The 25,081-nt window shown below is 63.4% G+C and carries 30 protein-coding genes and 1 tRNA gene; 9 read left to right on the top strand and 22 right to left on the bottom strand.

Features of this window, described 5'->3' with window-relative positions; all coding sequences use genetic code 11:
* Positions 1–537: 537 nt before the first annotated feature.
* From AC2ISB_RS05710 to AC2ISB_RS05700, 3 genes are all read left to right on the top strand, one after another.
* The gene (locus tag AC2ISB_RS05710) at positions 538–720 is read left to right on the top strand and encodes a hypothetical protein (RefSeq protein ID WP_486576531.1); all 183 of its coding nucleotides are present in this window, start codon (positions 538–540) and stop codon (positions 718–720) included.
* 9 nt (positions 721–729) lie between these two features.
* Positions 730–981, top strand: coding sequence for a hypothetical protein (locus tag AC2ISB_RS05705; RefSeq protein WP_486576529.1), 252 nt, complete (start codon positions 730–732; stop codon positions 979–981).
* Positions 982–1,075: 94 nt separating this feature from the next.
* Positions 1,076–1,609 carry a DUF3489 domain-containing protein gene (locus tag AC2ISB_RS05700; protein WP_486576527.1) on the top strand — a complete coding sequence of 178 codons (534 nt, stop codon included), beginning with the start codon at positions 1,076–1,078 and terminating at the stop codon, positions 1,607–1,609.
* Positions 1,610–1,662: 53 nt separating this feature from the next.
* On the opposite strand, the gene AC2ISB_RS05695 is transcribed toward AC2ISB_RS05700, so the two are convergent.
* From AC2ISB_RS05695 to AC2ISB_RS05605, 19 genes are all read right to left on the bottom strand, one after another.
* Entirely contained in the window at positions 1,663–1,980 is a 318-nt protein-coding gene (locus tag AC2ISB_RS05695; RefSeq protein ID WP_486576525.1) for a hypothetical protein, read from the bottom strand.
* A 63-nt stretch (positions 1,981–2,043) separates the two neighbouring features.
* The gene (locus AC2ISB_RS05690; protein ID WP_486576524.1) at positions 2,044–2,259 is read right to left on the bottom strand and encodes a DUF7220 family protein; all 216 of its coding nucleotides are present in this window, start codon (positions 2,257–2,259) and stop codon (positions 2,044–2,046) included.
* A gap of 9 nt (positions 2,260–2,268) precedes the next feature.
* Positions 2,269–3,450: a DNA cytosine methyltransferase gene (locus AC2ISB_RS05685; protein WP_486576522.1), complete on the bottom strand. Its 1,182-nt coding sequence runs from the start codon at positions 3,448–3,450 to the stop codon at positions 2,269–2,271.
* A 3-nt stretch (positions 3,451–3,453) separates the two neighbouring features.
* Entirely contained in the window at positions 3,454–4,680 is a 1,227-nt protein-coding gene (locus tag AC2ISB_RS05680) for a DNA modification methylase (RefSeq protein WP_486576520.1), read from the bottom strand.
* Between the two features lie 370 nt (positions 4,681–5,050).
* Positions 5,051–5,437 carry a DUF6362 family protein gene (locus AC2ISB_RS05675; protein WP_043869397.1) on the bottom strand — a complete coding sequence of 129 codons (387 nt, stop codon included), beginning with the start codon at positions 5,435–5,437 and terminating at the stop codon, positions 5,051–5,053.
* Positions 5,430–5,627 carry a hypothetical protein gene (locus AC2ISB_RS05670; protein WP_154491262.1) on the bottom strand — a complete coding sequence of 66 codons (198 nt, stop codon included), beginning with the start codon at positions 5,625–5,627 and terminating at the stop codon, positions 5,430–5,432. The genes AC2ISB_RS05675 and AC2ISB_RS05670 overlap by 8 nt, the downstream gene beginning before the upstream one ends.
* Positions 5,624–6,112 (bottom strand): crossover junction endodeoxyribonuclease RuvC, encoded by a 489-nt coding sequence (locus tag AC2ISB_RS05665; RefSeq protein ID WP_486576518.1) that lies wholly within the window; start codon positions 6,110–6,112, stop codon positions 5,624–5,626. Before AC2ISB_RS05665 ends, AC2ISB_RS05670 begins: the two co-directional genes overlap by 4 nt.
* Before the next feature lie 390 nt (positions 6,113–6,502).
* Positions 6,503–8,776 carry a PriCT-2 domain-containing protein gene (locus AC2ISB_RS05660; RefSeq protein ID WP_486576517.1) on the bottom strand — a complete coding sequence of 758 codons (2,274 nt, stop codon included), beginning with the start codon at positions 8,774–8,776 and terminating at the stop codon, positions 6,503–6,505.
* Positions 8,776–9,000, bottom strand: coding sequence for a DUF6511 domain-containing protein (locus AC2ISB_RS05655; protein WP_043869392.1), 225 nt, complete (start codon positions 8,998–9,000; stop codon positions 8,776–8,778). Before AC2ISB_RS05655 ends, AC2ISB_RS05660 begins: the two co-directional genes overlap by 1 nt.
* Complete coding sequence (locus AC2ISB_RS05650) at positions 8,997–10,733, bottom strand: DEAD/DEAH box helicase (protein WP_486576514.1); 1,737 nt, start codon at positions 10,731–10,733, stop codon at positions 8,997–8,999. The genes AC2ISB_RS05655 and AC2ISB_RS05650 overlap by 4 nt, the downstream gene beginning before the upstream one ends.
* The gene (locus AC2ISB_RS05645; RefSeq protein WP_486576512.1) at positions 10,727–11,671 is read right to left on the bottom strand and encodes a PD-(D/E)XK nuclease family protein; all 945 of its coding nucleotides are present in this window, start codon (positions 11,669–11,671) and stop codon (positions 10,727–10,729) included. Before AC2ISB_RS05645 ends, AC2ISB_RS05650 begins: the two co-directional genes overlap by 7 nt.
* On the bottom strand, positions 11,671–12,033 hold the full coding sequence (locus AC2ISB_RS05640; RefSeq protein ID WP_486576510.1) for a hypothetical protein: 363 nt from the start codon (positions 12,031–12,033) through the stop codon (positions 11,671–11,673). Before AC2ISB_RS05640 ends, AC2ISB_RS05645 begins: the two co-directional genes overlap by 1 nt.
* A 64-nt stretch (positions 12,034–12,097) precedes the next feature.
* Positions 12,098–12,598, bottom strand: coding sequence for a DUF669 domain-containing protein (locus AC2ISB_RS05635; protein ID WP_486576508.1), 501 nt, complete (start codon positions 12,596–12,598; stop codon positions 12,098–12,100).
* 19 nt (positions 12,599–12,617) lie between these two features.
* Positions 12,618–13,364 (bottom strand): ATP-binding protein, encoded by a 747-nt coding sequence (locus AC2ISB_RS05630; protein WP_486576506.1) that lies wholly within the window; start codon positions 13,362–13,364, stop codon positions 12,618–12,620.
* Complete coding sequence (locus AC2ISB_RS05625; RefSeq protein ID WP_486576504.1) at positions 13,364–13,849, bottom strand: hypothetical protein; 486 nt, start codon at positions 13,847–13,849, stop codon at positions 13,364–13,366. Before AC2ISB_RS05625 ends, AC2ISB_RS05630 begins: the two co-directional genes overlap by 1 nt.
* An 11-nt stretch (positions 13,850–13,860) precedes the next feature.
* Complete coding sequence (locus AC2ISB_RS05620) at positions 13,861–14,070, bottom strand: helix-turn-helix transcriptional regulator (RefSeq protein ID WP_043869387.1); 210 nt, start codon at positions 14,068–14,070, stop codon at positions 13,861–13,863.
* Between the two features lie 215 nt (positions 14,071–14,285).
* Positions 14,286–15,188 carry a YkgJ family cysteine cluster protein gene (locus AC2ISB_RS05615; RefSeq protein ID WP_486576501.1) on the bottom strand — a complete coding sequence of 301 codons (903 nt, stop codon included), beginning with the start codon at positions 15,186–15,188 and terminating at the stop codon, positions 14,286–14,288.
* A 92-nt stretch (positions 15,189–15,280) separates the two neighbouring features.
* Complete coding sequence (locus AC2ISB_RS05610; protein WP_486576499.1) at positions 15,281–16,255, bottom strand: hypothetical protein; 975 nt, start codon at positions 16,253–16,255, stop codon at positions 15,281–15,283.
* Positions 16,233–17,459, bottom strand: coding sequence for a hypothetical protein (locus AC2ISB_RS05605; protein WP_486576497.1), 1,227 nt, complete (start codon positions 17,457–17,459; stop codon positions 16,233–16,235). The genes AC2ISB_RS05610 and AC2ISB_RS05605 overlap by 23 nt, the downstream gene beginning before the upstream one ends.
* Positions 17,460–17,620: 161 nt before the next feature.
* On the opposite strand from AC2ISB_RS05605, the gene AC2ISB_RS05600 reads away from it, so the two are divergent.
* The 5 genes from AC2ISB_RS05600 (at position 17,621) to AC2ISB_RS05580 (ending at position 21,486) form a co-directional block, all read left to right on the top strand.
* A complete protein-coding gene (locus tag AC2ISB_RS05600; protein WP_164612609.1) occupies positions 17,621–17,941 on the top strand; it encodes a helix-turn-helix domain-containing protein in 321 nt (106 codons plus the stop codon).
* Positions 17,938–18,858 carry an ImmA/IrrE family metallo-endopeptidase gene (locus tag AC2ISB_RS05595; protein ID WP_486576495.1) on the top strand — a complete coding sequence of 307 codons (921 nt, stop codon included), beginning with the start codon at positions 17,938–17,940 and terminating at the stop codon, positions 18,856–18,858. The genes AC2ISB_RS05600 and AC2ISB_RS05595 overlap by 4 nt, the downstream gene beginning before the upstream one ends.
* A gap of 359 nt (positions 18,859–19,217) precedes the next feature.
* Positions 19,218–19,754 (top strand): DUF2924 domain-containing protein, encoded by a 537-nt coding sequence (locus tag AC2ISB_RS05590; RefSeq protein ID WP_486576493.1) that lies wholly within the window; start codon positions 19,218–19,220, stop codon positions 19,752–19,754.
* A 2-nt stretch (positions 19,755–19,756) separates the two neighbouring features.
* A complete protein-coding gene (locus AC2ISB_RS05585; protein ID WP_486576491.1) occupies positions 19,757–21,088 on the top strand; it encodes a recombinase family protein in 1,332 nt (443 codons plus the stop codon).
* Entirely contained in the window at positions 21,085–21,486 is a 402-nt protein-coding gene (locus AC2ISB_RS05580; RefSeq protein WP_486576489.1) for a hypothetical protein, read from the top strand. Before AC2ISB_RS05585 ends, AC2ISB_RS05580 begins: the two co-directional genes overlap by 4 nt.
* Before the next feature lie 17 nt (positions 21,487–21,503).
* Here AC2ISB_RS05580 and AC2ISB_RS05575 read toward each other — a convergent pair whose 3' ends face one another.
* From AC2ISB_RS05575 to AC2ISB_RS05565, 3 genes are all read right to left on the bottom strand, one after another.
* Positions 21,504–21,926: a hypothetical protein gene (locus AC2ISB_RS05575; RefSeq protein WP_486576487.1), complete on the bottom strand. Its 423-nt coding sequence runs from the start codon at positions 21,924–21,926 to the stop codon at positions 21,504–21,506.
* Between the two features lie 277 nt (positions 21,927–22,203).
* On the bottom strand, positions 22,204–23,040 hold the full coding sequence (locus AC2ISB_RS05570; protein WP_486576485.1) for a protein NO VEIN domain-containing protein: 837 nt from the start codon (positions 23,038–23,040) through the stop codon (positions 22,204–22,206).
* 349 nt (positions 23,041–23,389) lie between these two features.
* Positions 23,390–23,479, bottom strand: a tRNA-Ser gene (locus AC2ISB_RS05565).
* A 195-nt stretch (positions 23,480–23,674) separates the two neighbouring features.
* Between AC2ISB_RS05565 and AC2ISB_RS05560 the strand changes: the two genes are divergently transcribed.
* Positions 23,675–24,760 carry an AI-2E family transporter gene (locus AC2ISB_RS05560; RefSeq protein ID WP_339107321.1) on the top strand — a complete coding sequence of 362 codons (1,086 nt, stop codon included), beginning with the start codon at positions 23,675–23,677 and terminating at the stop codon, positions 24,758–24,760.
* The last annotated feature ends 321 nt before the right edge of the window (positions 24,761–25,081 follow it).

Below are 25,081 nucleotides of genomic sequence, written 5' to 3'. Positions count from 1 at the left end.
ATGGTCGTTCGGATCAGGTTCCGGGTGTCTCCGACGGTTGATTGTTCAAAAACCTGCGGCGCCAGCCGGTCCGGAAGCGCGAGCAAGCGGGTGCGCAGAAGCGCCAGGACGGCGATCCAGGCGGCCTCGATCTGCTCAGCCGCGATCAGCGCGCCGCGCTTTTCCTCGGCCTCCATCTCGGCAAGATCAGCCCGCGCCCGAATGAAGCGCGCCCGCTCAGCCGCGTAATCCGGCGCGCCGCCCTGCGCCTTCGCGGCCTGATCGCGCAGGTAGCGGACGTAGCCGCGAACCGATCCGATCAGGTCGTATTGGCCGCGTTCGGCCTTCGGGATCACGCCCTCGCGGCTCAGCTGCTGGACCCGGCGCTCCGAGAGATCGAGGAGCCGCGCGATCACGCCGATGGGTTGCGTGGCTGACGACATGAGATGATCCGCGCGCTCCGATTAAAGCCATGTAATTGCTGCGATTATACTGGATGATGTGCCCCGGCAGAGCGAAGCTGATCTTACGAAAACGATGCACCCTACGGAGCCTGCCATGACCCTCGCCGAACGCTACAACCTCGAAGCCGCCCGCCTGCTTCCGCACATGGCCGCCGACCTTCAGGTCGATCCGGCCATCACCCGCGCGACCGAGATCGATGAGATCGTCTTTCGGCGCGGCGAGTTTGTGGGCGGCATGGCCTGCGCGATCCTCGCGATGATCGAGCAGAAGAACTGAGGGGGCAGGATGATGACCGACCGCCACCAACTCCGCGCCGAAAAGGCCCAAAGGAACCAAGAAGCCGCACTGGCGGCTTTCATCGGCAAGAAGGCCGAGATCGACGCGATGCTCGCCCGCCTGCAGGGGCTGAGCGATGACCACTTCGAAGCCCAGCCCGACGAGATCAACTGGGGCCACGTCGGCACCCTCGAACACTACGCGAGCCTGTTGAAGCGCATCACCGACAGCGCGTTCGGCGAAGGCGAATTCGCAGACTGACCTCCGGCATCTCCGGACCTCTGTCGCGCGCGGGCGCGGCTTGGGGTCGTAGCAGGGATCGCGACAGACGCGACCCGAATACGGAGACGACCCCATGACCCAGCTTTCCGATACCCAAGCCATCATCCTCAGCGCCGCCGCGCAGCGACCCGAGCACATCGCCCTGCCGCTGCCCGAGAGCCTGCGGGGTGGCGCCGCCGTCAAGGTGGTCGGCGCAATGCTCGCAAAGGGCTTCCTCGAAGAGGTCGAGGCGGGCATGCGCAAGGGCGAACCCGTCTGGCGCGAGACCGGCGATGGCCACGGCGTCACGCTGGTCGTCACCGACGCAGGCCTTGCCGCCATCGGCATCGAACCGGACACCGCCGCTGCCCCCGAACCCGCGCCCAAGACGCGCACGCCGCGCGAGGGCACCAAGCAGGCCACGCTGATCGCCATGCTGCGCGCGCCGGGCGGCGCGACCATCGAGGAGATCATGGCCGCGACGGGCTGGCAGTCGCACACGGTGCGCGGCGCGATGGCAGGGGCGCTGAAGAAGAGGCTCGGACTCGAAGTTACCTCGGAGAAGGTCGAGGGGCGCGGACGCGTTTACAAACTCCCCGCCGCTTGTGGCCACCTACCCAAGAAATGAATGACCGCCGTCCTTCGGGGGCGGCGGTCAGCAACTTGGGTTCTGCACGAAGCTTACAGTTGACTTTCCGACTGTTTCAACGAGCTCTGCACCCACAATTTGGACTGCGCCTCAGCCTCCTCCCGATCCATGATCTCAGGATCAAAAATCCAATAGATCGCTCCGTAGCCATCAAAATATCGCCCGGCACTTTCAAGGCTACCGTTGTATCCAATCGCCCGAAGGTCTGCCAAAATATCGGCTTCTCGATGCTCAAAGGCAGTTGAACCCAGGCTTCCATGTCCTACGCCGAAGTCCTGCTCATCGTTCGCGTAACCTTCAAGCTCCAACTGGTTCTTAAGACCCTCGATGATCGCCTTGTCAAAATTCATTATCGATATGCCCTCGTGCGTTATCTGCCACATGCTCGACTTTCGAGCATGAACACACGGACATTAGACTGATCGGATCGCCTCGAACACCCGCCGCAAGACGTAGGACCGTACAATGCTCACCACTGTGAACACCGCGCCCATCTTCAGGTTCTGCGCCAGCGTCGTGTGCAGGCCAAAGATCGGGAAGATCAGGATCTGCGTCACGACCGCAACGCCGTAGCCCACGATCACGTTGGCGACGGCCTCGACCAGCGACATGAGGCGCGACTGTTTCATACCGTCACGTCATCCATCGGACAGCAGTTCAGCCGCCAAAGTTCTGAGCGCATGCGCCGCAACCAGGGGGACCACGCCGTTGCCACAGAGGCGAAGCCGGTCCACCCGGTGGGCCAGCCCATCAGCGCCTCGACGAACAGCGGGTTCAAGGTTCGGCGCACATCGGAGGTATTCGGCCCAGCCATCGGCGTCACCAGGACCTGGCGGCCAAGCAGGCCGTTCACCGGCGTATTCGCCAGCGTCGTTGCGCCGTCCTTGTGATCCCGCGCTGTCGGAGTCATCCACATCTGACTGGCATGGGTAAGGTCTGCCGTCCGGCGATTGCCGGCGCTCGGCTTGTTTCCGTCCGTTGCCATCGGCGTCGGCCAATCCCGCGCCATCTGGTCCAGACCTTTCTCGTCGCGCCTGTCGCAGCCCCGGCTCCGAAAGCTGTCGGTCTGCGGCGTCGGCCACATCGAGGCCGTCGTCGCGAGATTCATCCCGTGCTGACCCGCCACCTGTGACGGCGAGGGCTTCGTCTGCCTGTTCTCGTTCGCGCTGGCCCGGGGCGTCGGCCAGAGCCGCAGCAGTTCCGTCCGGTTCCCGCCACTCGAGCGGGTTCCAGAGCAGGCGCGCGGGGTCGGCCAGCTCGTCTCCCTCGCGGATGGCGAGGATGAACAGCCGCTCCCGCTTGTGGGGCGCGCCGACTTCCGCCGCCGTGAAGAGGCCTGCCGCAAGGCGGTAGCCCATGCCGACCAGTCCGCTGGCGACTTCGGGGAAGCCGAGGCGGAGATGATGGGCGACATTCTCGAGGAAGATGAAGGGCGGTTTGATTTCGCCGATGATGCGGGCGACATGGGGCCAGAGATGGCGCGGGTCGTCCGCGCCCCGGCGCTTGCCCGCGACGGAGAATGGCTGGCACGGATAGCCCGCAGTGACGATGTCCACCGCGCCGCGCCACGGGCGGCCGTCGAAGGTGGCAACGTCGTCCCAGACAGGCGCGTGATCCAGGGTCGCGTCCTCCATCCGCGCCACGAGAGTGGCTGCGGCGAAGGTTTCCCGTTCGACATGGCCCACAGTTCGATATCCGGGCAAGGCGATGGTGAGCCCGAGGTCGATGCCACCGGCGCCGGAGCAGAGCGAGAGGCCGAAAAGGCATGCGTCGCCTGTTCCGTCAGGCAGGCCTGCGGAAGATAAAGCCAGGTCATCCATTCCTCAGCGGTCTTTGGTGTTGAGGTCGTCGTAGGGCGTTCCATCCCCATCAAGGACGGCCTGTTTCCCGGTGAATTTCTGCCAGCGCTGGACGGCTACATCGACATAGGCCGGGTTCAGTTCGATGCCGAGGCAGACGCGGCCCGTGGTCTCGGCTGCGATCAGCGTGGTGCCCGACCCCATGAAGGGCTCGTAGATCGCCTGACCCGGGCTGGAATTGTTGAGGATCGGCCGACGCATGCATTCCACCGGCTTCTGGGTGCCGTGGACGGTCTTTTCGTCCTGATCCTTGCCCGAGATATGCCAGAGCGTCGTCTGCTTGCGGTCGCCCGCCCAATGGCCCTTGCCGGATTTGCGCACGGCGTACCAGGCGGGCTCGTGCTGCCAGTGATAATCGCCCCGGCTCAGGACCAGCCGCTCCTTGGCCCAGATGATCTGGGACCGGATCGTGAAGCCCGCGACATCGAGGCTTTCGGCCACGGTCGCCGCGTGCAGCGCGCCGTGCCAGACATAGGCGACATCGCCCGGGAACAGTGCCCAGGCCTCACGCCAGTCGGCGCGGTCGTCGTTCAGCACCTTGCCAGTGCGCTTGGTCTTGGCCGCCCCTGCCTGGTTGCGCCAGCCCGGGTCGTATTCCACGCCGTAGGGCGGATCGGTGACCATCAACAGCGGCTCCACCGGGCCGAGCAGACGCTCGACATCCGTGGCGACCGTGCTGTCACCACAGAGAAGCCGGTGGTGCCCGAGCAGCCAGAGATCGCCGGGGCGGCTGACGGGATCTTCCGGCGTTTCCGGGATCTCGTCTTCGCCCTCCTGCGGACCGGTGCCCGCATCAAGGCTCGACATCAGCGCGTTCACCTCGTCCTCGGTGAAGCCGGTCAGGCCGAGATCGAAATCCGCCTCCAACAGGTCCGCCAGTTCGAGGTTCAAGAGGTCCTTGTCCCATTCGGCATTCTCGCCCGAGCGGTTGTCCATGATCCGGAAAGCGCGGGCCTGCGACGCGGTCAGCCCCTTGGCGACATGCACCGGCGCGGTCTTGAAGCCGAGCTTGCGCGCAGCCTCCAGCCTTGTGTGCCCGGCCAGCACGACCATCGCCTCGTCCACGACGATGGGCTGACGCCAGCCGAACTCCTGGATCGAGGCCGCGACCGTGGCGATGGCCTGCTCGTTGCGCCGGGGATTGCGCGCATAGGGAATGATCTGCTCGAGCGGCAGGTCGACGACGTCCATGGGAATGTCCTTGGGGTGCCGGGCGGCGAAATGGGGGCGTGAACCGAAATGCCCCCGCGGGGCCGTTTCGGTTCAGGCATGGGGTGTCGGGCCGTCAGGCCCTTCGCGTGTTGCCGCGTGGGCCCAAGCGAAACGAAACGGCTATTTTCAGGGGCGTTACTGGGAAACCCTCGCGCTTCGCCCGCCCGCATAGGATGGACGCCGGGAAGGACCCGCCGATTTCAGGGAAATGCGCTCCGCTGCGGCCCTGCCGTCGCCGGTCCGTGCGAACGGAAACGGGGAGAGCCGTCTTCCGACGCACTCTCCCCATCATATCCTTCAGATAGCACGGATCTGTTGCAGCTGTCGAAGACCAAAGTGTTGCAACACTTCATGCAGCCGCAGCATTCAGCCGCGCGGCGATCTTGGTGAGCGCGAGCTTGTGCTGCCGCCACGCGGTGCTGCGGTCGACGCCCAGCTCATGGGTGATCTGCTTCCACGGCCGACGGGCGGCACGCCACCAGATCAGGCGGCGTTCACTCTCGCCAAGCCAGAGCACCCAGTCGAAGGTCTGCTCGAGCCGCGAGATCGCGGCGGCCGAGGGCCAGACCCGCATCGGTTCGGGCTCCATCGCGAGGATCTCGCGCTCTGTGCGGATGACCTGCGGCCAGGCGTTGAAATAGCCCTGAACCTTCACCGGCGGCAGTTTGCGCAGGGTGCGGAATGCCTCTTCGAAATGATCGGCGACGTCCTCGGCGGTCCAGATGTGCTCAGCCATGGCGCAGATCCTCGACCGGTCGCGGACCATAGAGCCGCGTGCCCAGCTGCTCGACGAGTTCACGCTCGGGCCAGGTCAGGCGCTGGTCATCCACGCTGACGGCCAGCAGGCCCTGTTCGCGCCAGCCGTCGCGCTTCACCTCATCAGGCGACCGGCGCTGGCCGCCATAGCCCTTGGGATGGAACCTCATGCTGCACCTACCCGGGCGTCGAGGGCCCACAGCAGGATGGCGATGGCATCCGCCTCGTTGTCGTCTTCGGGGCTGAAGCCCTTTGCACGGGCTGCATCGATCATGGCCTGCTTGGGCGCATTGCCCTTGCCGGTAGCGTGGCGCTTGATCGTGCCCACCGGCACGCCCTCGTAGGGGATGCCCCGCAGCTCTCCCCAGCTGGTGAGCGAGGCCATCAGCCCGCCATAGACATGGGCCGCGTCGGTTCCGGCGTGGCGACGGACCTCCTCGAACCAGATCGCGGCGATGGGCCCCGACAGGCGATCCAGCTCGGTCAGCCAGTTGGTGAAGCGCAGATAGCGCATGCCACCGCCGTCATAGCGCCCGGGCCGAAAGCTGGCGGTGCCGCTGGTGATCAGCCCGTCGTGGCTGCGCAAGGCCCAGCCGGTGGTGGTGCCGAGATCGAGCGCCAGGATGCAGCGCGGGTGTTCTTTGGATTGGGTCATGAGAGACCTCCTCTTCGCGTTTGCGAGCGAGGCGAGCGGGCTGGCCGGTGAAGGCTGCGATCTCGCCAGGCCCCGAAGGGTGGTCTGGTCAGTTCATGGCCTGGGCGGCTGGGCCGCCCGGCAAATCCTTCAGAACCTTCAGAGGGGCGTCTTGAAAGATTTCCGCCCCTAAGTGGTTGTCCTTTATGTGTAATATATAATCTTTCAATTATTCAATATTTCAATGGGTATCTCTCTCCCAATGTTAAACCGCGCGCGTACACGTATAGGGGAAAGGGATCCTCTTGAAAGATTGAAGGATTTGAAGGATTCGGTTTTTCCCTTTTGTTTCTGCTGCTTGTCGGAATTTCGGCTTCAAGGACCGTTTCAGGCGGATTGAAGGATCTCCGGTCACCCGCCCCACCGCGCCATCCGGTAGACCATGGCCTGCTTGGTCGAGGAGCCACGCATGCCCGTCGTGATGTCGCCGCTCTCGATCAGCGTCAGCAGGATTTCGTCGCGGTCGCGCGATTTCAGCCATTGGGAGGCGCGGGTGATCTCGGATTTGGTGATCCCCTTGGGTCCGGCCGCGCGGACGATCTCCTTGAGCCGCTTCAGATGCGCCTCGGTCTCGGTATCCGCCACATGGCGCTCGACCGCCTCCATGGTGCGCCTCGCGTAATGGCGCACGAAGCCGATGGCCCAGTCCGCCGCGGTAATGTCGATCTCGGGGCGCACCGGATCGCGCCCGACGGCGACGATCAGCGCCAGCTTCAACGCGTTCTCTCCGATGCGGGCGAGAATGGCCGTGAAGGCCGTCCCGGCCGCCGCCCGTAGCTCCTCGGTCAGGGCGTCGCTGAGATCGGCGAACCGGGCGCGCGCCGCATCCGTCATCGGCACGGTCATCGGGTTCACTGCGGTGTTCTGATCGGCGGTCTTGCCGGTCAGGTTGCCCTTCACGGCCCCGCCGCCTTTCGCGACCAGCTGAAGCGCCTGGATCAACGCGGGCGGGGCCTGCCGGATGCCGACGGCGAGGTTTTCGTCGGGATAGTCCTCATCGCTCGGCAGGATCAGAAAGCGCGCAAGCGAGCCGTCGACTACATTCGCGCCCTGCAACGCGCCCCAGAAATGCAGCGGCGTCGTGGTGCCATAGACGCAAAGGCAGGGCTGGTTGATGTCGCGCCGCTCATTGGTGCCGTCGCGGTTCGCATATTCCGCCCCGAGGAAGATCCCGCCCGCGGCCGTGAACAGCTCGGTCATGTTGTCGAGGATCTCAGTGATGTGGCGCGGGCTGCGCTTGCGGTCGGCAGCGGCCGACAGGAACATCCCGAATTCGTCGATCTGGAACAGGATCGCGGGTTGCCGATGGAGCGCCGTCAAAAGCCCCGCGCCGGAGGCGATCTTGTTGCCGCCGAGATGGTGGGCGAGACCCGCCTCGAAGAAGACCTCGTTGATGATCTCGCGGGCGTGGTTCTTGCCCGAGCCGCTGTCAGCGATCCCCACGACATAGAGGTTCGAACGCAGGTTGCTGGTCGTGCGGTACCGCCGCCCCATCAGCGCGCCGATGGCGCAGAGGCTGGCCCCGAGCGACAGAAGCGGTTGCGGGCGGCGCGCGGTGGCCAGCATGTAGCCGGTCAGCTCGCCGACAAGACCGTCGGGGATGTCCAGGCTGAGGGTGGGCTTTTCCGGGTCGGCGACGGTGGGCGCGCGTCCCTCCAGCCGGGCCAGCAGATCGGCGGCCGGATGCGGGCCGTCCGGATCGACGCTGCCATCGAGGCGCAAGGCGGCATCGGGCTGCCAGCCGCGTTCCATGGCGAGGTGATAGATCGTGCCTGCACCGATCCGGTCGGGCTTGAAGCTCGCCCAGGCGCGGGCCGTGGTCGCGGGCACATCCTTGGCCGCCTGGGCCGACCAGGTGGCAAAGACCTCGCCGCCCTCATCTCCAAGCGCGCCTTTCAGCGCCATGCCGATGCGCATCCAGCTATCGTAATCGAGCTCGTCATTCGGCAGCCAGTCGAGCGCCGATCGGATGGCGGGCAAAGTGCCGATCTGCCCGTGGCTGCGCAGCACTGTGGCCGGTGCTGCCGAGCGTAGCCTGCGCTGACGCAGGGCCTCGGGCAGGATCGCATAGGCTTCGTCGAGAAAAGCCGTCGCCGCTTCCGCCGTGATTTCCGGAAGGTCGCTGATATCGAGATCGGCCAGCCCCTCGTCGGGCCAGACATAGGGCGCGCCGGTGTCGGGGTGGTCGGCATAGGCCAGAAACTGTTGCCCGAGGCAGAGCACTTCTAGCGGATGGCGCTTAATGCCCCGAAACGGTGCGGCCGTGCGGTAGACCAGCATGCGCTTCGGGGCGCGGCCGATGCGCAGCGCGGGAGTGTCGCCGAGACGCGCCCGGGCCAATGCCTCGATCTGCAACGCGAGGTCGGCATCCGCCGCGATGTCGATATCGACCGCCGCCACCGCACCGCCGACGATGCCGATGCCGCAATCGGGCCAGGCAGCCCAGGTCGCGACCTCGACCTCCGTGGTCGGGCGTTCGGCATGGCGGTTCCATTCCGGGTAATCGGCCCAGCCCCCGCGCTGGAACCGGCCGGGCTTCTTGGTGCCCGGGCCGATCGGCAGGATGGCATAGCCATTGGTGACGAGCCGCGCGCCGAAGCGCGCCATCCAGGATGTGTCGGCCATCAGAACGGCACCTCCGGCGCCATCGCGTCGAGCCGGTTGCGATCCTTCGCCGCCAGCGCGCGCAGGTGGTCGCAATAGCCTGTGACGACCGCATCGAGAAACCGGGCCCATTCCTCCTCGGACAGGGTCGCGAGGTCGGACTTGCCGATAGATTCCAGATATTCGCCCCCCATCTGGCCGCCCGTGGCCATGGCCTCGGTCTCGTTCGGGGTCGGATCGATCATGCCCTTCCTCCCATGGCAGAGGTCTTGGCAGGCGCGGCTGCAGAGCCGCTTGCGGCTGGCGTCACGCCGCGGGTCGGTGCGCCGGAACCCCGGCTCGAACCAGCCAAAGCCGCGAGGTTGCCGGTGGCAGACGGCGCAGAGGCCAGGGTCGGATGGGCGCATGGGGCGAACCTGTAGCCGGAGATCTCAAGATAGCGGCCCGAAGGGCGGACCGAGATGTCGCTGGGGCGCGCAAGCCGGCTCGTCTGCGCGAGGGCTTCGGCCACGCTCAGCGGCACGGGGCATCCGGGCGCGCGCTTGCGCCACCACTCGGCCGCCTTCTGCCGGGCATAGCCCTGATGCTCGAGGCAGACCCATTCGCTGTAGGTGGCAAGGCCGCAGCTATAGGTCACCTTGAGCGACGGACGCCCGCCCGCCTTGTCGTGGCGGCTGTAGGAAACGCCGGTGACCGGAAGCCATCGTTGCTTTGGCGAAAGCACCGGCAGCGTGGCGGCTGTGGGGGCGATCTTCACCTCGCGCGCCGGGAAGACATAGCCGCAATCCGGGCATTCCGTCGCCGAGAGCGCGATGATGCTGTCACAGTCCGGGCAGACCTTGGTCGGCGCTTCGCCCCCACCGCCATCACCGAGGCGTTTGGGGCGCACCAAGTCGATCGGCCCGTGGCGGCGGACATTGCCGGCGAAGTCCAGCACCAGACAGTTTTCCTTGCCCGGCGCGAGGCGGGTGCCGCGCCCGACCATCTGCACATAGAGCCCGGCCGATTGCGTGGGACGCAGGAGCGCGATCAGGTCGACACCCGGCGCGTTGAAGCCGGTGGTCAGCACGCCCATCGAGGCGAGCGCCCGGATTTCGCCGCGCTTGAAGGCGGCAAGGATCGCATCGCGTTCATCCTTCGGCGTATCGCCAAAGATCGTGCGGCAACTGATGCCCTGGCGGCCGAATTCCTCGGCCACATGGCGCGCATGCTCGACACCCGAACAGAATGCCAGCCAGGATTTCCGGTCGCGGCCATGCGCGATGATCTCGGTGACGGCCGCGCGGGTGATGGCGTCCTGATCGACCGCCGCCGCCAGATCGCGCACAATGAAGTCGCCCGCGCGGGTGCCCACCTTCGAGACGTCGAGCCGGGTGGCGGGCTGTTTCGAGACCAGAGGGCTCAGATACCCCGCGTCGATCAGCTCGCGGACCGGGGCCTCATAGGCGATGTCGGTGAAGAGCGCATTCTGCCCCTCATGCAGCATCCCGCAGTCGAGCCGGAACGGCGTGGCGGTCAGCCCGATCACCTTGAGCGCCGGGTTGATCGCTTTCAGCGCGTCGAGGAAGCGCCGATACATCGTGCTCGACTTGCCGGGGATCAGATGCGCCTCGTCGATCAGCACCAGATCGGTGTGGCCGATCTCGGCCGCGCGGCGGTGGATCGATTGGATGCCCGCGAAGAGGATCCGCGCCTGCGCCTCGCGCTTGCCGAGGCCTGCCGAATAGATGCCCGCCGGGGCATCGGGCCAGAGGCCGATCATCTCGGCATGGTTCTGGGCGATCAACTCGCGCACATGGGTCACGATCAGGATCCGCTGATCGGGCCAGGCCTTCAGCACGCCCTCGATGAAGGAGGCCATGACGAGCGACTTGCCGCCCGCAGTCGGAATGACCACCAGCGGATTGCCGGTGTGGGTCTGGAAATAGCCGTAGATCGCGGTGATCGCGGCCTGTTGATAGGGGCGCAGGGTCAGCATGGCGCGGCCTCCGGGGAACGGGCGTCATTGGTCCAGGTCGAGCCATCGGCCATGCGGTAGGTGACGACATCGTCGCCCGCATCGATGACCTCGCCCGGGATGAGATCGGGGATGAAGAGATGGCGGCCGCAGGCGGCGCGTTGCTCGGCAGGCGCCAGCATCCGGTCATACCGCGCGCAGTGCCAACCACCCTGGACGGGCGTCGCATGCAGGCAGGACCGGCAGGTCACCGCAGCGCCACCACCCTCATGGCAGGCGGCATGGTGATCGCAGAACCGGCATTCGAACCAGGCCGGGTCCTCGCTGATCCGCGCGGGCGGATGCTGGGCGAAGATGATGCGCCCGGCCTTTTCGAGAAGACGCTCGACCATGGCGCGGTCCGCCTCGATACGCTCGACATGCAGCGCGTCGGTGTCCTTGCAGACCGCGACGTAGAGGGCGCGCGTGATGCCCGTCAGGTGCATGTAGATCTGCATCTGCGCGGCGTGCTGAGGTTTTGCCAGAACGACGCCCTTGGCGGTCAACTCGTTGAAGCTTTTGACCGAGTGGGTCTTGAACTCCAGCACATGCCAGGTCTTGGGCGCCTCCAGGAGGCCAAGGGCCACGCCATCGAGCGAGCCGCCGAAATGGCCGCCATGGGCTTCGATCCGGAACTGACGGCCGGTCTCGGGATCGACTTCGAGCACGGTCGCGCCGGTGGCACGCAGGTTGCGCACGAGCCGGTCCTCCTCTAGCTGACCCGTCTCGAAAAGGCGCAGCAGGCGGCCGGAATGGCGCGCGGGCGTGATCCAGCGGAAGTCGTACCAGAGCGCCCGGGCACAGGATTTGCCGATGATCGACGCTCCGAGGTGATCGCGGAAACCATCGCCTTGGCGGGCCTCGTAATCGGCATAGATCGCCGTCAGTGTCGGCGTGGGGGCTTCGGGAAGCTCTGCCATCACAGACCCTCCCGTTCGCTGCGGGCTTGGGCCTCGGCCAGAATGCCATCCCAGGTCTCGGGGTCATGGCGTTCGCGCAGGATACCGATCAGTGCGTCCTTGAGCTTTTCGCGGCGACGGCGACCGGTGCCTTGGGCCAAGAGTTCCGCGCGCTCGCGGCACAGGTGACGCAAGGCCGTGCGGGCCCGGTGGAACCAGTCCGGATCGATGGGCTTCTGGCCGCGCTGGCGGGCCAGATCAGCCGTCGCGATCTGCGTGCGGATTTTGGCGATGGCATCGTCGAGCTCGATCAGTCGCCGCTGATCATCAGGCAAGCCGGAGCTGGTCGCAGCCACAGGGGCCGCGTTGGTCATGTCAGTCATGGGAATTTCCTCAGATGGGGTTGCGCGCTGCCCCGTCAGTCAGGGCGCAGGGCAGCGCGAAAGCTCAGCCCTTCTTGTTCCAGGGCGCGGAGGCCATTTTCGGCGGCACCGAGGAGCCGACCGGATCGGGCGCGGGCTTCACCGGACGGGCGGCCGGGGCCGAACCCCGCTCGGGCGGCAGATATGCAATCGCGTTGCTCTCGCCGTAGCCGTTCTTCGGCGGGCGGATTTTCACCTGGATCGTCATCGGGATCAGGTGCAGCTCCTCGCTGTCGCTGACATGCATCCGGCCCGTGGCGTGGCAGATCGCCGAGAGCGTGCGCTGCGCGATTTCCACCGTGGTCGGGTTCGGGTTCACCAGGTTCAGCTGGTCGAAGATCTTCCGCCCCTTGTGCTCCCCCTCGAGGATGTCGAGCATCAGCCAGAGGAACTGGCCCATGCCGTTCTTGGTGACGCGCATCTCGCTCTCGACGATCTGGGCGCGGTATTTGCCTGCGGGCAGCAGCTCGTAGGCGGTGGTGGGCTCAACGCTGGTGGCGTCGAAGGACGTATCGAAACGTGCCATGGTCTTGTCCTTGTTCAGATCATTGGGATTGGGGCATGGCCGCGAGGAACTCCGACCACATCAGCGGTAGGGTGTCCGGCAGGCCGTAACGGTTCTTGGCGAGGAAGGCGGGGCGCTCTTCGGTGTGCATGACGCGTGCACCGGACCCGAGCGCCCGGGTCACCTTCTTGTTGAAGCCGACATCGGATTTCGCGACCGAGATCTGGTAGTTGGCGAAGAGCACCACGTCCGAATGCTCTTGCAGCAGCGCCGAGGCGCGGGTCTGCAACTTGATCACATAGCGGTCGTAGGGCTCGTGCTCGGGGCTGTCGAAACGCTTGATGTCGGTATGGGCGATCTGAATGACCACCATGCCCTTGCGGTCGCGCAGCGCATTGAGCCGGTCGAGATATTCGCGCCAGATGATCAGCGCCTCGGCATAGCCCTTGCCAAACCCCGGCGCCTCGATCGAGGCCCAGCCGTTGCGCTTGCAGGCCTCGGCCCAGATCAGCGGCTCCAGCCAGTCGACGCTGTCAACGACGACCGTGCCGAAATCGTGGTCCTCGTTCAGCAGCGCATCAAGCGCCTCGGCCACCTCCGCATAGCTGGTCGCGAGCGGAAAATGCGGGACCTGCAGCTTGCCCAGACCATCCTCGGTCATGAGGAAGACGGGCCGGTCGGCATCGGCCGCGAAGGTGGATTTGCCCACCCCGGCCACGCCGTGGATCAGGATGCGCGGCGGAGTCAGCACCGAGGTCGTGCGCAGGGACGCGAGCGAAATGGCCATCAGCGCACCTCCTCGTTCAGCACGAGGCGGAACTTCGGCTTGCCGGTGCGGACCGTGCGTGCGGGCTCGAAGCCCTTGCGCCAGCTTTCCGGCAAAGCGCCGTATTTGCGCTCCGAGACCGAGAGCTTGGTCTCGACGAACTCGGCCGGGTCCTCGCCCGCCGAGGCGATGTTCTCGGCGATCTGCGCCAGCAACGCCTGATCCCAATCGATGCGCTTGGGCAGTTCGGCAATCACGGTGACGCCGTCATCCTCGAACCGAATCGTGCCGGTGTCCTTGCCCGCCTCCTGGCGGGTGTCCTGGGCGCGGTCCGCGTATTTGAGGGAGATGGCGCCGTCGAGCCAGTCCGCGACCGACTTCGCCTGCGTCAGTTGCTCCTCCGCCGCGCCTTTCAGCAGCGCGAGCTGATCAGCGGGCAGCGCCGCGATCTGGCCCACCGGCATGCGGTGGATATCGGCCAGGGTGATGCGGTTGGAGATCGTCATGTTCCGCCCCCTCACGCCGACATCGGACGATGGGGTTCGTGATCCACGCCGCGGATCTGTTCGGCCTCGAAGGCCTCGACATCCTCGAGCCGGTAGATCACCCGGCCGCCGAGCTTGATGAATTTCGGGCCTTCGCCCGTCCACCGCCAGCGCTCCAGCGTGCGGTGCGAAATGTTCCAGCGAGCCGCCAGCTCGATCTGGGAAAGGTGCCTGGTCGCCATGTGAACCTCCTTGGGATTGCTGCGAACACTTGCGGGTTCAACATGGCGGAGGGGGTGGGAGGCGCCGGGGAGGTAACTGGGAGGCAAACTGGGAGTTGGCTGAGAAACTCGACCACAAACGAATAAGGCCGCCCCAAAGGACGGCCGTTCACTTGTCTCGGTGAGGCGGTATCAAACTGCAGCTCTGTAGTTCATTCCCGGGTAATGCGCGCCAGTTAACTCGTCGAATCCGAGAGTTTGAGATCAACTGGTTGAACTATGCGCCCCTTTGGCTGCGAGCTTGGATCAAATTTTTTAAAGGATCTACGACCTTTGCTAATGGCATCGGACATCGAGGCACCGCTCCGCAAGGAGCGTAGCGTCGTTAGCAAATTTACAAATGGCTCTTTGGTTCCGACGCACACTGCTAGCAGCGCAGCAAGTTGGTTGGCATCGAATGGCGAGCCCAAGTGGATCACATGCTCTTCACTAGAACCGATACCCTTCTCAAGGTCGGTGCGACATGCTTCTCTGGACGTTGACAGTCGCTGCCGACAAGTATGCGGTCGCACGCTGTACGCCCTACACCTGCCGTCAATTCCCAGGGCCGGGCAAGCGTTCGGGTGCTCATGACCTGGCACATTGCTAGCGAGCATAGCCTCCCATATCCGTTCCGCGTCGGCAGGAGTTGCGTCGATCATTCGATGGGTCGCACAGCAGAACCAGCACCCGTCCCCACAAGGCACCCTTTCGAGGCTTTCGTCCCTCTGATCGCGCTGAGCACGCATTTGGTCGGCGATTTCTTCGGAGATATGCGAGAAATAGTGTTCGCTGATAGTGCTTTCAATTTCTGACGCCCCCAGAATGCCCGCAATATCCCCATGGGCGGCGTACCTTCGAAAAGTCCCGTAGGGCATTTTATTCTTCACGGCTATTTTCAAAAGTAGGCGTAAAGCGAAAACCTGTAGAGACAGTGTGAATATTCTGGCTGGGTCAGCACCAATGTTTGATGTCGCCTCGACTCGGTTGATTTTTGAAGCAAGCGCCCCATAGAGTTTGAGGTCTGCTTTCTGCAAACCTGACTCAGTCAGAGCGGCATCTAAATCCCTTGAGGCGTCAGTGCCTCGTTTAATGTTCATGTTTTTATCCCTACGACTGTCACCTAACAGTGATGGCCTTTGGCAGCCACCCGCTAGATGGCCAAGTTTCTTATGTCGCCTGCAAGTCAACGCTATTGGCCAGATGGCACAGACATAATCTGTTCCGGATCAATCCAGCAATTGCCATCGTCATAGTGGACGAACTGACGCCAATCGTCGCGTTTGCCAAATGCCTTAGCAAGACTGTTGGTTTGATCCCCATACCCTGCCTCGAACAAGACGGCGGAAGTCCGACACTCCGGCAGACCTGACCAATAAGCATCAAAGAGCTGCTTGAGCAACAGCCGCTGCTTATCACCACGAAACGTAATCGTCTGACCTTTGAGCCAGACAATCCCACAGTCTTCCGAATGATCGATCGGGAAACGACGCAGCACTTGTCCGGGGAACACCAGAGCCCCGAGGACTTGGGGTGAGATCGCAAGCTTCGCCGGATCACCCGCAACATCCGCCACGTTGATGATGTGGTTGCGTTTCAGGGCGGTCGCCGGGATACGCTCGTCGGGTGTGGAGGTCAGGATGATACGGATTTCCTGTGGTGGCTTGCGCGCGATCAGCGCCTCGAGCTGCGCCCAGACACCTGGATCCCCGAGCCGCCGGGCAAACCAGACGGGCACCGGGGCCTTCGCTCCGGCGAGCTTGATTGTTCCGACCTCCCAGACGAGATCCGTGACCAAGGGAGTCAGGCGCGAAGGCCCGGCGCGCTCGAACGCCACCAGCATCTTGGCAAGGGCCAGACCGTAGTCGACCTTGCATGCCGCGATGTCCTGATTGGCGACCTTGACCCAGCGGCCGGTGCTGTCGTGATAGCCGAATGATTTCAGCTCGGCCGACCAGGTAGCCTCAATGGGTTCATCCTCATAATCGTCCATCGCGGCGACGACCGGGACATGCCCGCTCGGCACCAGCAGCTTGGCCTTGATCAACGCGTCGGTCGCGCTGCGCGAAACCTGGCGCAGCGCCGATGTCTGAAGCGACATGCTGCGGGCTTCCATGGCCCGCAGCAGAAGGTCGATCGAACGCTTACTCAAGGACGTCGCCTTCATCGTTATCGTCCTTCAGGATGCCCCACAGCCGCAAATACTTCTCGCCGATCAGGCGCTCTTGCGGCGTCATGTCCTTCAGGTTGCAGCCATGCGGCATGGTCACGGTCAGCGACAGCGACTTGCCCCGCCCGCCATCGGGGCCTGGGTGAAACTTGATGGTGAAGCGCGCACGGGTGACCACCCATTCCGCCACGTCGCCGGTGCCACCCAAGACACGCGTGCCGCCACCGATGTCGAGGCCGATCCGGTGTTCCGCCATCTGCCAGATCGTCCGGTCCGCACCCGACATGGATTCGAGCGTGATGCGCTCCTTCGCATCGCCCAGGTCCATCAGGCGCAGTTCCTTGACGGTCACGCCGGCAATCCCGTCGGCCGGGTCAGTCGGAAAGTCGAAGGGCCGCAGCAGCATGCTGAGATCGTACTCGCGCAGCGGCAGCGACTGCTTTTCATCGAGGGTGATACCCAGCAGATCGCGCGCCATGTACCGGGTCAGATCGATCCGGTCCTCGCGCGTCTTGGCCACGACCTCGATCACGCCGGTTGCGGCCTCGTAGGTCAGCGCCGCCTCGAAGACCGGCTTCACGATCCGACGCGACAGGGTGCTGTTGGCGTCGAATCCCAGCGTATCCTCGGGACGCCCCTCCCGGTAGACCGCGACCTGGACCAGTTCGCATTCCTCGCCCTCGAGGATCACCCGGTGGCGGTCGAAGATGTCGACATGGACGTTGGGCGTTTCGAACCGTTCGCGGATCGCGGCCGTAAACGCGACGAGCGAAACCGGGTCCTTCTTCACCGCGAGGTCGGGATCGACGCCGAACCCGCTCCACGACCGCCCGCGGCGGCGCTCGTCATTGTAGCGCACCTCTTCGGCCAGGCGGAACCGATCGTTCTCGTTGAGGAAAACCCAGAGCGAGCGGTTGTTGGCCCCTTCGAGCGTATCGAAGACGGCGCGGTTCAGGACAACGTTCTGCAACGCGTTCTGGCCGGGCTCATCGGCCAGCGCCGCCACACGGGCCGCATCGAGGACGACGCGCTGCTTTTCGTCGTCGGACATGGCGTCGACGGCCTTGATCAGCGGCTCCACCACCTCGGGCTCGGGCTTCGTCCAGTCGATGGGCGCAAGCGAGGTGAACCCGCCAGCAGTGAAGTAATCCTGCAGACGGATCACGGGGGTCTTGCGGAGGAACGCGGCGATGGCGGTCATGAGAGCCCTTTCTTTGGCCGGGGAGGAGGACAGAATCGCGAAAATGCGATACGATGTTGTTCGATATATACCGAACAAATCGCCACGTCCACTTGCGCGGCACAATTTTGTTCGGCATAGCGAACAAACGTCCTGCAACCAAGGAAACCAAGGATGATACGATGACCACGTCCCTCGGCGCGAAGATCAAGCGCCACCGTCAGGAAAAGGGATATTCCCTCGACAAGCTCGCCGAGCTGACCGACTCCAGCAAGAGCTACCTCTGGGAACTCGAAAACCGCGATACGCGAAAACCGTCGGGCGAGAAGCTGACGAAGATCGCGGGAGCGCTGTCGGTCACTACAGATTACTTGCTCGACGACAACACCGAACCCGAAGAAGAGGTCTTCAAGGAGGCGTTCTACCGAAGCTTCAAAAAGCTCGACTTGGATGACCAAGAGAAAATCAAGCAGATGATCGACATGTGGGGAAAGAAGGATTGAGTCTGCCGACGACGCCTCAGAGCTGGGCCAACCGCCTGACGAAAATCCTGTCCGTGCATCAGGCGGTGCACGGGCTGCCGCGTTTCCCTATCGATGTTGCCGCGCTCGCGCAGGACTTCTCGCGTCAGGTCTTTCCGGACGCGCCAATCACGATGGTGCAAGGGCTGAAACTCTCTAAGGGCGTCGAAGGCATGCTGCTACCAAATCCGCATTGCGCGGGCGAGTGGGGCATCGTCTACAACGAGACCATCCGGTCGGCGGGGCGGCGCAACTTCACGCTGGCGCATGAGCTGGGGCACTACCTCCTCCACCGGCAGGCAAACCCGCGTGGGCTGGAATGCACCAGCCGTAACATGGCCGACTGGGATGAGGCCCGGAACAGGATCGAGGCGGAGGCGAACACATTCGCCTCCTACCTGCTGATGCCCCTCGACGATTTCCGCGAGCAGATCAAAGGCCGGATCATCGATATCGACGTGATGACCGAGCTCGCGGATCGCTATGCCGTGTCGCTGACGGCCGCGATCCTGAAATGGATGACCATAACCGACAAGCGCGCGATGATCGTGGTCGGCAAGGAGGGCTTCATCGATTGGGCCTGGTCCAGTGAACCGCTGTTGAAGTCCGGGGTTTTCTACCGGGCACGGCAAGAGGTGATCGAATTGCCGCCCGCCTCGCTTGCGGCGCAAGAGGTGGACGGGGATGAAGGGCGCTACGGTTGCCAACATCCGGCCGGTATCTGGCTCGGCTCCGAGCCGGTGCACGAAATGACCGTGTTCTCGCCAAGCAATGACCAGATGACGATCTCGCTTCTGCTTTACCCCGACCGCGCCCCTTCGCGATGGGAGATGGCCGATCTGGAGGAAGAGCCAGTCCTCGACAGCTTCGACAAGTTCATGGACGGCCGGACGAGTTGATTCGGCGCAGCCGCCCGACAGAAAGGTTGGCGCGGGGACATTTCAGCTACGCAGATTTTCGCCAGGCTGCGCAGCGACCGCACGCGACCGTAACAAACTGATTTACTTGATATTTTTCTGATTTCGCGACACATTTCGCCTATCACAAAAGTCGCGAAAACCCGCCATGTCCATTCCCCCCGAAGACCCGGTTTCCGGGCCCAATCCTCTATGCCCTGAACGCATGACCCCTGATGCCCGGCTTGCCGAGTTGGGTCGCATCCTCGCTGCGGGCGTCGTTCGCCTGACTGCCGGGAAGTCCAGTTCTTTATCGCCCGCCGACGGAGACAGTTCCGTGGACTACCCGCTCCGAAAGAGCGGTGGTCGTCGCAGGAAACGCATCCGCATCGGAGGAATTGATGAAGCATCACAGTAAGATAACGCCGCCCAAACCCGGACAGGAGGCGCGCCTGGATCAAAGCGTCCTGTCGCGCATCGCCGCGCTCAAGGCCATGTCGGTGAAAGAGCTGAAGGCCGAATGGGAACGGCTTCTCGGCAGCGCCGCACCGAACAACAGCCGCGCCTTTCTCGAGGCCCGCATCGCCTATCGCCTGCAGGAACTGACCTATGGCGGGCCCGACCACGAGACCCGTCGCATGCTGGACCTGCTTGCCGATGAGGTCGAGGGCGTCTCCCGCCGCAAGAACCAGATCGCCGATCCCCGCAATCCGGTGGCGGGCACCCGGTTGATCCGGGAATGGAACGGGCTCGAGCACACCATCACCGTGCTGAAGGACGGCTTTGAATGGCAGGGCCGCAAGTACAAATCGCTCTCTGGCATCGCGCGGGAAATCACCGGCGTGCGCTGGAACGGCTATCGCTTCTTCGGGCTGCAGGTCCGATCGCGGGAGGTTTGATCATGGACATGAATACACGCCCCGGCCGCCGCCTGCGCTGCGCCATCTACACCCGCAAGTCGAGCGAGGAAGGGCTCGACATGGAATTCAACAGCCTCGACGCCCAGCGGGAGGCCTGCGAGGCCTATATCGCCAGTCAGAAATCCGAGGGCTGGGTCGCCACCCGCGACCGCTATGACGACGGAGGATTCTCGGGCGGCAATCTGGACCGGCCCGGCTTGAAGCAGCTGCTCGCCGACATCGACGACGGGCTGATCGACGTGGTCGTGGTCTACAAGATCGACCGGCTCAGCCGCGCCCTGATGGATTTCTCGAAGCTGGTCGAGGTCTTCGACCGCAACGGCGTCACCTTCGTCTCGGTGACGCAGTCCTTCAACACGACCACCTCGATGGGGCGGCTGACGCTGAACATCCTGCTCAGCTTCGCCCAGTTCGAGCGCGAGGTCATCGGTGAACGCATCCGCGACAAGGTCGCGGCCTCGCGCAAGCGCGGGATCTGGATGGGGGGTTATGTGCCGCTCGGCTACGATGTGCAGGACCGCAAGCTGGTGATCAACGAGGCTGAGGCCGCCTCGGTGCGCCGGATCTTCGAGCGGTTCATCGAACTCGGCTCGGCCACGATGCTGGCGAAGGAGCTGCGGCGGGAGGGGTTTCGCAGCAAGCAGGGCACGCTGATCGACAAGGGCTACCTCTATCGGGTACTCCGCAACCGCGTCTATCGCGGCGAGGCCGTCCACAAGGGCAAGGCCTATCCGGGCGAGCACGAGGCCATCGTCACCGACAAGGTCTGGGATCAGGTCGACGCCATTCTGCAGGGCAACCGCCACGCGCGGTCCAGCAACAGCCGCATGCAGACGCCTGCGCCGCTGAAGGGCCTGATCTTCACCGACACCGGCGCAGCGATGACCCCGACCGCGACCAAGAAGCGCGGCAAACTCTACCGCTATTACGTGTCGATGGACGTGATCAAGAACCGCACCACGGAGGACGACAGCGGCGGCGATCAAGCACCGGTCCGCCTGCCTGCGGGCATGGTCGAGGACGCCATCGTCACCGAGGTCCGGCGCATTCTGCAGACCCCCGAAGTGGTCACGCAGGTGCTGGCGGCGTTGAAACGCGATCAGGTCTCCGAGGCCGAGGCCATCGCGGCGCTGCATGAGTTCAACACGCTCTGGGCGCAGCTGTTTCCGCTCGAACAGGCGCGGATCATCCAGCTTCTGGTCCGGCGCGTCACCGTCACCGCCGCCGGGCTCGAGGTCGATATCCGGCGCGAAGGCGTCGCGGGCGTGATCCGAGAGATGATCGCCCCGCGCGACATGGAGGCCGCCGAATGACCCGAGGCAATGACACGATCCGCGTGCTGATCCCCCTGAAGCTGCGCAAGAAGAACGGGCGACCCAAGATCATGCCGCCCGCCGACTACAGCCCGAGCGAGGATCAGGTGCAGGACCCGCACATCCTGCGCGCCATCGGCCGGGCATGGGGCTGGCGGCGGCGCATGGAGGCAGGTGAGTTCGCCACGATCCAGGAACTGGCCGAAGCCGTCGGCCTGGCCGAGCGCCATGTCAGTCGCCAGCTGCGCCTCGCCTATCTGGCGCCAGAGGTACTGAAGCGCCTGACCTGCGGCCGCGAGGCGTCGACGATCAGCCTCTATGACCTGTGTTTTCTGGCTGGGGAAACATGGATGGTGCAGGCCGAGCGGGCGTTTCACGATATTTCAGCGGAGCTTTGATTGGACAAATTGCATGGTCAACGTGATCGGCGCATCCTGATCCTGACTACCTTGCCCTGCCTACAAGAAATGAATTCCACCCGGAACGCGTTCGGCTTTTCGTCGTCTTTGCGAAGCAAGAAGGAAGGCGTGTCCCAGAAATCTTCAATGCTGAGCCCCCCTTTTTTCATGGCCTTTTTTGTGAGCGCCAAGTCCAGGCGGGCGCGGGTGCGATGGTTTTGGAAAGTGAATATGTATTGGTCAGCCGCGTCTTGCAGATCGTCGAGGTCGTAAATGTCCAGCGTTTTTCCGCTACGATCCTTTATGACTATTGGGCCACGCACGACAGGCGGGGACTTCAGGGTTTGACTACCATTATCTGTGCAAGGGTGCTTCGGCCAAGGCCAACCAAGATCATCAAAGAATACCCGGCCGCCGTAACGGCTCTGGTAGTAAAACACCTTTTCTCCGCATACCGGACAATAGGCATTGGGGTTCACATAGGATTCAACGGTCCGGAAAAGAGCGTTAGAAGAGGAGCTAGAAGATGTGGCAGCGCACCAGCCACCGTTTAGGTGGATTGGCTTCAGCACGCCATCCACGTGCCGAAAGACGATCGGCTCACCACAGGTCCAACAAGTTGCCAAAGCTAATCCAAGAGTTCATCGCAATTTTCGAGAGTTAATCGCGACATTCGATGGCTGTCTACCTCGTCGTCGACAAGTTCTCTGGCTGAGATCAATGAAAACTCGCCTGAAAGGACGTCGCGGTCAGCGAGACATGCGCGTCCAGCGGCGGGTGCAGCTCGAACGCCTTCGGTTCGCGCGCAAAGTTCCAGAGCCGGAACAGGGACCATTCCGAACGCCGTTCCTCGGCCACGGCCAGCTCGTTGCGGCTGATGTGGAAAGGGGTGCGTTCCCAGCCATTCGTCGTCTTCACCTCGATCAGGCGCGGACGGCCATCCGGCGCGAAGCTCGCGATATCGTAGCCGGCACCATCGCCATCCTCCTCCGACACCCACCTGACCTTGCGCGCAAGATCGTCTCGGCCCGCTGATTTGAGGGCTGCACGTTCGTACGCCAAGACGCGCTCCTCACCGGCACGGCCGAGGGCGCGGTTTCGCTCGTCTCTCGCCGCGACATCGAATTTGCGGGCGATATGCAGCATCTGCTCCAGCTCTTGCGGTGGCGGCTGGTTCGACAGCGTGGGCGGCGGCCCGATCCAGATCGGCCGCGCCTCCGCCAGGCCTGTCGGCGCTCCTACACCCGAATGGCGACCGAGCCACGCCGGGTTCAGCGCCAGCCAGCGCGCCACGGCATCCACCAGTGTCATCTGGAAATTGAAGGCAGGCTTGTAGCCCGGGATCCAGTCCTCACCCAGCCCCTTCAGCACGGCGCTGATGTTCTGGTGCTTGAACTCGACCGATCCCTCGGACCGATCATTCAACAGCGGCATAAGCCCGCGCCGGTGCTCAGCCTTGTTGTAAGGGCGACCACAGACGTCATCGGCCAGCATCGCGAAGTAATCCGCAACGATCAGGTCGTTCTCTTGATCTGTCCAGGCCCCGTTTGACATCGCGCCAGGCTAGGGGCGCAAACTGCGTTTGTCATCAGAGACTTCGCGCAAAACTCCCAAAACATACCAACGACCACGCCGCCCGTGTCGCGCCTTCGTCTGTTTTGAGACAAGCCGGAACCAGCGAAACACGGGCGCAACGCGATCCCGCCAGTTCCTTGAAATGCATGGAGGTTTTGAAAGCGTCTCGCCGAAAGCGAAGGGCGGGTGGAAAGAGACGGTGGGCGTTTGGAGACCGATCTCGCGCAGGCGGCCAGTCTCCGAAGGGCGGATGGTCCGTGCAAACCCCTTTGTCACATAAAGAAAAAGGCCCCGCGAGGGACCTGTTTTCGGGTTTGCAATGTGCAAGTGGCGGACAGGAAGGGATTCGAACCCTCGAGACGGTTCCCCGCCTACACACTTTCCAGGCGTGCGCCTTCGACCACTCGGCCACCTGTCCGAGGGGGTGTCTATTCAAAACCGCAAATGGGTGCAAGCAGCTTTTTGGCTGAAATGTCATTTATTTTTCAAGCCGTCAGAAACCCTCTTTCGGGCTGTTCTTGTTTTGGCGCGTGGGCGAAATTAGGTTGGAACAGGACAGCAGGAAAATCTTGGCCCTGCTGCATGACGCCGCCCTTCAGCCAGCAGGAATACCATGTCAGATCAGAACCTCCCGACGCAGCGCGCGCCCTCTCGACGGGAACCACGCCAGCTTACGAATACCCTGCTTGGCCTCATTGCCTTCGTGCTGGTGCTCTTTTTACTGACACAGGCGCGGTTCGTGCTGATTTCTCTGGCCATCGCGATCATCCTGTTCTCGCTGACCTCCGAAGCGATCAACGCGATCGCGCGCCTGAAAATCGGGCCGGTGCGGATTCCGATGTGGCTGGCCTCGATCTTCGCGATGATCCTGATTGCGACGGGACTGCTTTCCGCCTCGGCCTTCATTCTGGCACAGGCCAATCAGGTGGTGACGCTGGCGCTGACCTATACCGAACCCGCGCAGCGCGCCATTGCCCAGATTTTCGGCTGGATGGGCAGCGATGTCGAGGCCGCCGTGCTACAATACATGCAGAATATCCGCATCGGAGGCTACCTGACGGCCTTGGCGGGGCAGGCATCCTCGCTGCTTTCGGGGGCGATCCTCATCATTCTGTTTGTCGGCTTCCTCTTTGTGGAACGGATCTGGTTCCGCTCGAAGCTGCTCAGCCTCTTCGGCGGCGAGACCGCCCGCGCCGACCGTATCTCGGCGATGGTGGAGCGGATCATGCAGCTGGTGAACCACTACCTGCTGGTAAAAGCCATCGTGTCGCTGGCAACGGCAATCGCAATCTATGCGGTCTTTTTCTTCGGCGGGCTGGAGCTGGCGCTGCCGGTGGCCATTCTGACCTTCTTTCTCAACTTCATTCCGTCGATCGGCTCGATTATCGCGACCGTCATTGCAGGGCTTGCCGCCTATATCCTGACGGGCGATCTGACCTCGGCTTTTGTGGTGTTTGCCATCGCCGGTGGCGTACAGTTCATCATCGGCAATATCATCGACCCGATGCTGATGGGCCATGCGCTGCGCCTGTCGAGCTTCGGCATCATCATATCGCTGGCATTCTGGGGCGCGATCTGGGGCCTGCCGGGAATGTTTCTGGCAGTGCCGATCATGGTGGCGCTGATGATTTCCTGCGCCCATTCCCCGACGCTGCGCCCGCTGGCGATTCTTCTCTCGCGCGAGGGGTTGCCGGATTAAGGCCGGACCGGGGGCGGCGGCAGATAATGTTCTGAAAACGTTCCAATTCCTAATAAAACCCTAAGGCAAAATCTGGTCGCAAGAGCTGCGACCATTTTGCCATTAACCATTTGCACAAAAGCAACACAGTATTTTTTCACAAGCTGAATCATATTGTTACAGGGCGTATCTCAGACCCGCTATGAAGGCGGTTCCATCACATTCTTAACTATGAGCAAAATCCCGCCGAGCTCACAGCAAGTCACTTTCCCTTAACCGCGTTTTCGCGCAAAAAACTGTCGTGCTCCAAGTGGATCTGACGACTGCGCGGGGTGCCCATAA

The sequence above is a fragment of the Thioclava sp. NS-SX20 genome, from assembly GCF_057380695.1.
Note: the sequence above shows the minus strand (reverse complement) of the source record. Positions and strands in the feature narration are given on the sequence as shown.

Bases quoted from the DNA above. Each gene is read 5' to 3' on its own strand.
- AC2ISB_RS05700 (WP_486576527.1), top strand. From the start codon at position 1,076: ATGACCCAGCTTTCCGATACCCAAGCCATCATCCTCAGCGCCGCCGCG.
- AC2ISB_RS05710 (WP_486576531.1), top strand. From the start codon at position 538: ATGACCCTCGCCGAACGCTACAACCTCGAAGCCGCCCGCCTGCTTCCG.
- AC2ISB_RS05625 (WP_486576504.1), bottom strand. From the start codon at position 13,849: ATGACGATCTCCAACCGCATCACCCTGGCCGATATCCACCGCATGCCG.
- AC2ISB_RS05560 (WP_339107321.1), top strand. From the start codon at position 23,675: ATGTCAGATCAGAACCTCCCGACGCAGCGCGCGCCCTCTCGACGGGAA.
- AC2ISB_RS05630 (WP_486576506.1), bottom strand. From the start codon at position 13,364: ATGGCCATTTCGCTCGCGTCCCTGCGCACGACCTCGGTGCTGACTCCG.
- AC2ISB_RS05705 (WP_486576529.1), top strand. From the start codon at position 730: ATGATGACCGACCGCCACCAACTCCGCGCCGAAAAGGCCCAAAGGAAC.
- AC2ISB_RS05615 (WP_486576501.1), bottom strand. From the start codon at position 15,188: ATGAACATTAAACGAGGCACTGACGCCTCAAGGGATTTAGATGCCGCT.
- AC2ISB_RS05665 (WP_486576518.1), bottom strand. From the start codon at position 6,112: ATGACCCAATCCAAAGAACACCCGCGCTGCATCCTGGCGCTCGATCTC.
- AC2ISB_RS05610 (WP_486576499.1), bottom strand. From the start codon at position 16,255: ATGAAGGCGACGTCCTTGAGTAAGCGTTCGATCGACCTTCTGCTGCGG.
- AC2ISB_RS05605 (WP_486576497.1), bottom strand. From the start codon at position 17,459: ATGACCGCCATCGCCGCGTTCCTCCGCAAGACCCCCGTGATCCGTCTG.
- AC2ISB_RS05640 (WP_486576510.1), bottom strand. From the start codon at position 12,033: ATGACTGACATGACCAACGCGGCCCCTGTGGCTGCGACCAGCTCCGGC.
- AC2ISB_RS05670 (WP_154491262.1), bottom strand. From the start codon at position 5,627: ATGAGGTTCCATCCCAAGGGCTATGGCGGCCAGCGCCGGTCGCCTGAT.
- AC2ISB_RS05695 (WP_486576525.1), bottom strand. From the start codon at position 1,980: ATGAATTTTGACAAGGCGATCATCGAGGGTCTTAAGAACCAGTTGGAG.
- AC2ISB_RS05600 (WP_164612609.1), top strand. From the start codon at position 17,621: ATGACCACGTCCCTCGGCGCGAAGATCAAGCGCCACCGTCAGGAAAAG.
- AC2ISB_RS05690 (WP_486576524.1), bottom strand. From the start codon at position 2,259: ATGAAACAGTCGCGCCTCATGTCGCTGGTCGAGGCCGTCGCCAACGTG.
- AC2ISB_RS05660 (WP_486576517.1), bottom strand. From the start codon at position 8,776: ATGGCCGACACATCCTGGATGGCGCGCTTCGGCGCGCGGCTCGTCACC.
- AC2ISB_RS05645 (WP_486576512.1), bottom strand. From the start codon at position 11,671: ATGGCAGAGCTTCCCGAAGCCCCCACGCCGACACTGACGGCGATCTAT.
- AC2ISB_RS05650 (WP_486576514.1), bottom strand. From the start codon at position 10,733: ATGCTGACCCTGCGCCCCTATCAACAGGCCGCGATCACCGCGATCTAC.
- AC2ISB_RS05680 (WP_486576520.1), bottom strand. From the start codon at position 4,680: ATGGACGTCGTCGACCTGCCGCTCGAGCAGATCATTCCCTATGCGCGC.
- AC2ISB_RS05635 (WP_486576508.1), bottom strand. From the start codon at position 12,598: ATGGCACGTTTCGATACGTCCTTCGACGCCACCAGCGTTGAGCCCACC.
- AC2ISB_RS05570 (WP_486576485.1), bottom strand. From the start codon at position 23,040: ATGTCAAACGGGGCCTGGACAGATCAAGAGAACGACCTGATCGTTGCG.
- AC2ISB_RS05655 (WP_043869392.1), bottom strand. From the start codon at position 9,000: ATGATCGATCCGACCCCGAACGAGACCGAGGCCATGGCCACGGGCGGC.
- AC2ISB_RS05675 (WP_043869397.1), bottom strand. From the start codon at position 5,437: ATGGCTGAGCACATCTGGACCGCCGAGGACGTCGCCGATCATTTCGAA.
- AC2ISB_RS05585 (WP_486576491.1), top strand. From the start codon at position 19,757: ATGGACATGAATACACGCCCCGGCCGCCGCCTGCGCTGCGCCATCTAC.
- AC2ISB_RS05620 (WP_043869387.1), bottom strand. From the start codon at position 14,070: ATGGCGACCAGGCACCTTTCCCAGATCGAGCTGGCGGCTCGCTGGAAC.
- AC2ISB_RS05685 (WP_486576522.1), bottom strand. From the start codon at position 3,450: ATGGATGACCTGGCTTTATCTTCCGCAGGCCTGCCTGACGGAACAGGC.
- AC2ISB_RS05580 (WP_486576489.1), top strand. From the start codon at position 21,085: ATGACCCGAGGCAATGACACGATCCGCGTGCTGATCCCCCTGAAGCTG.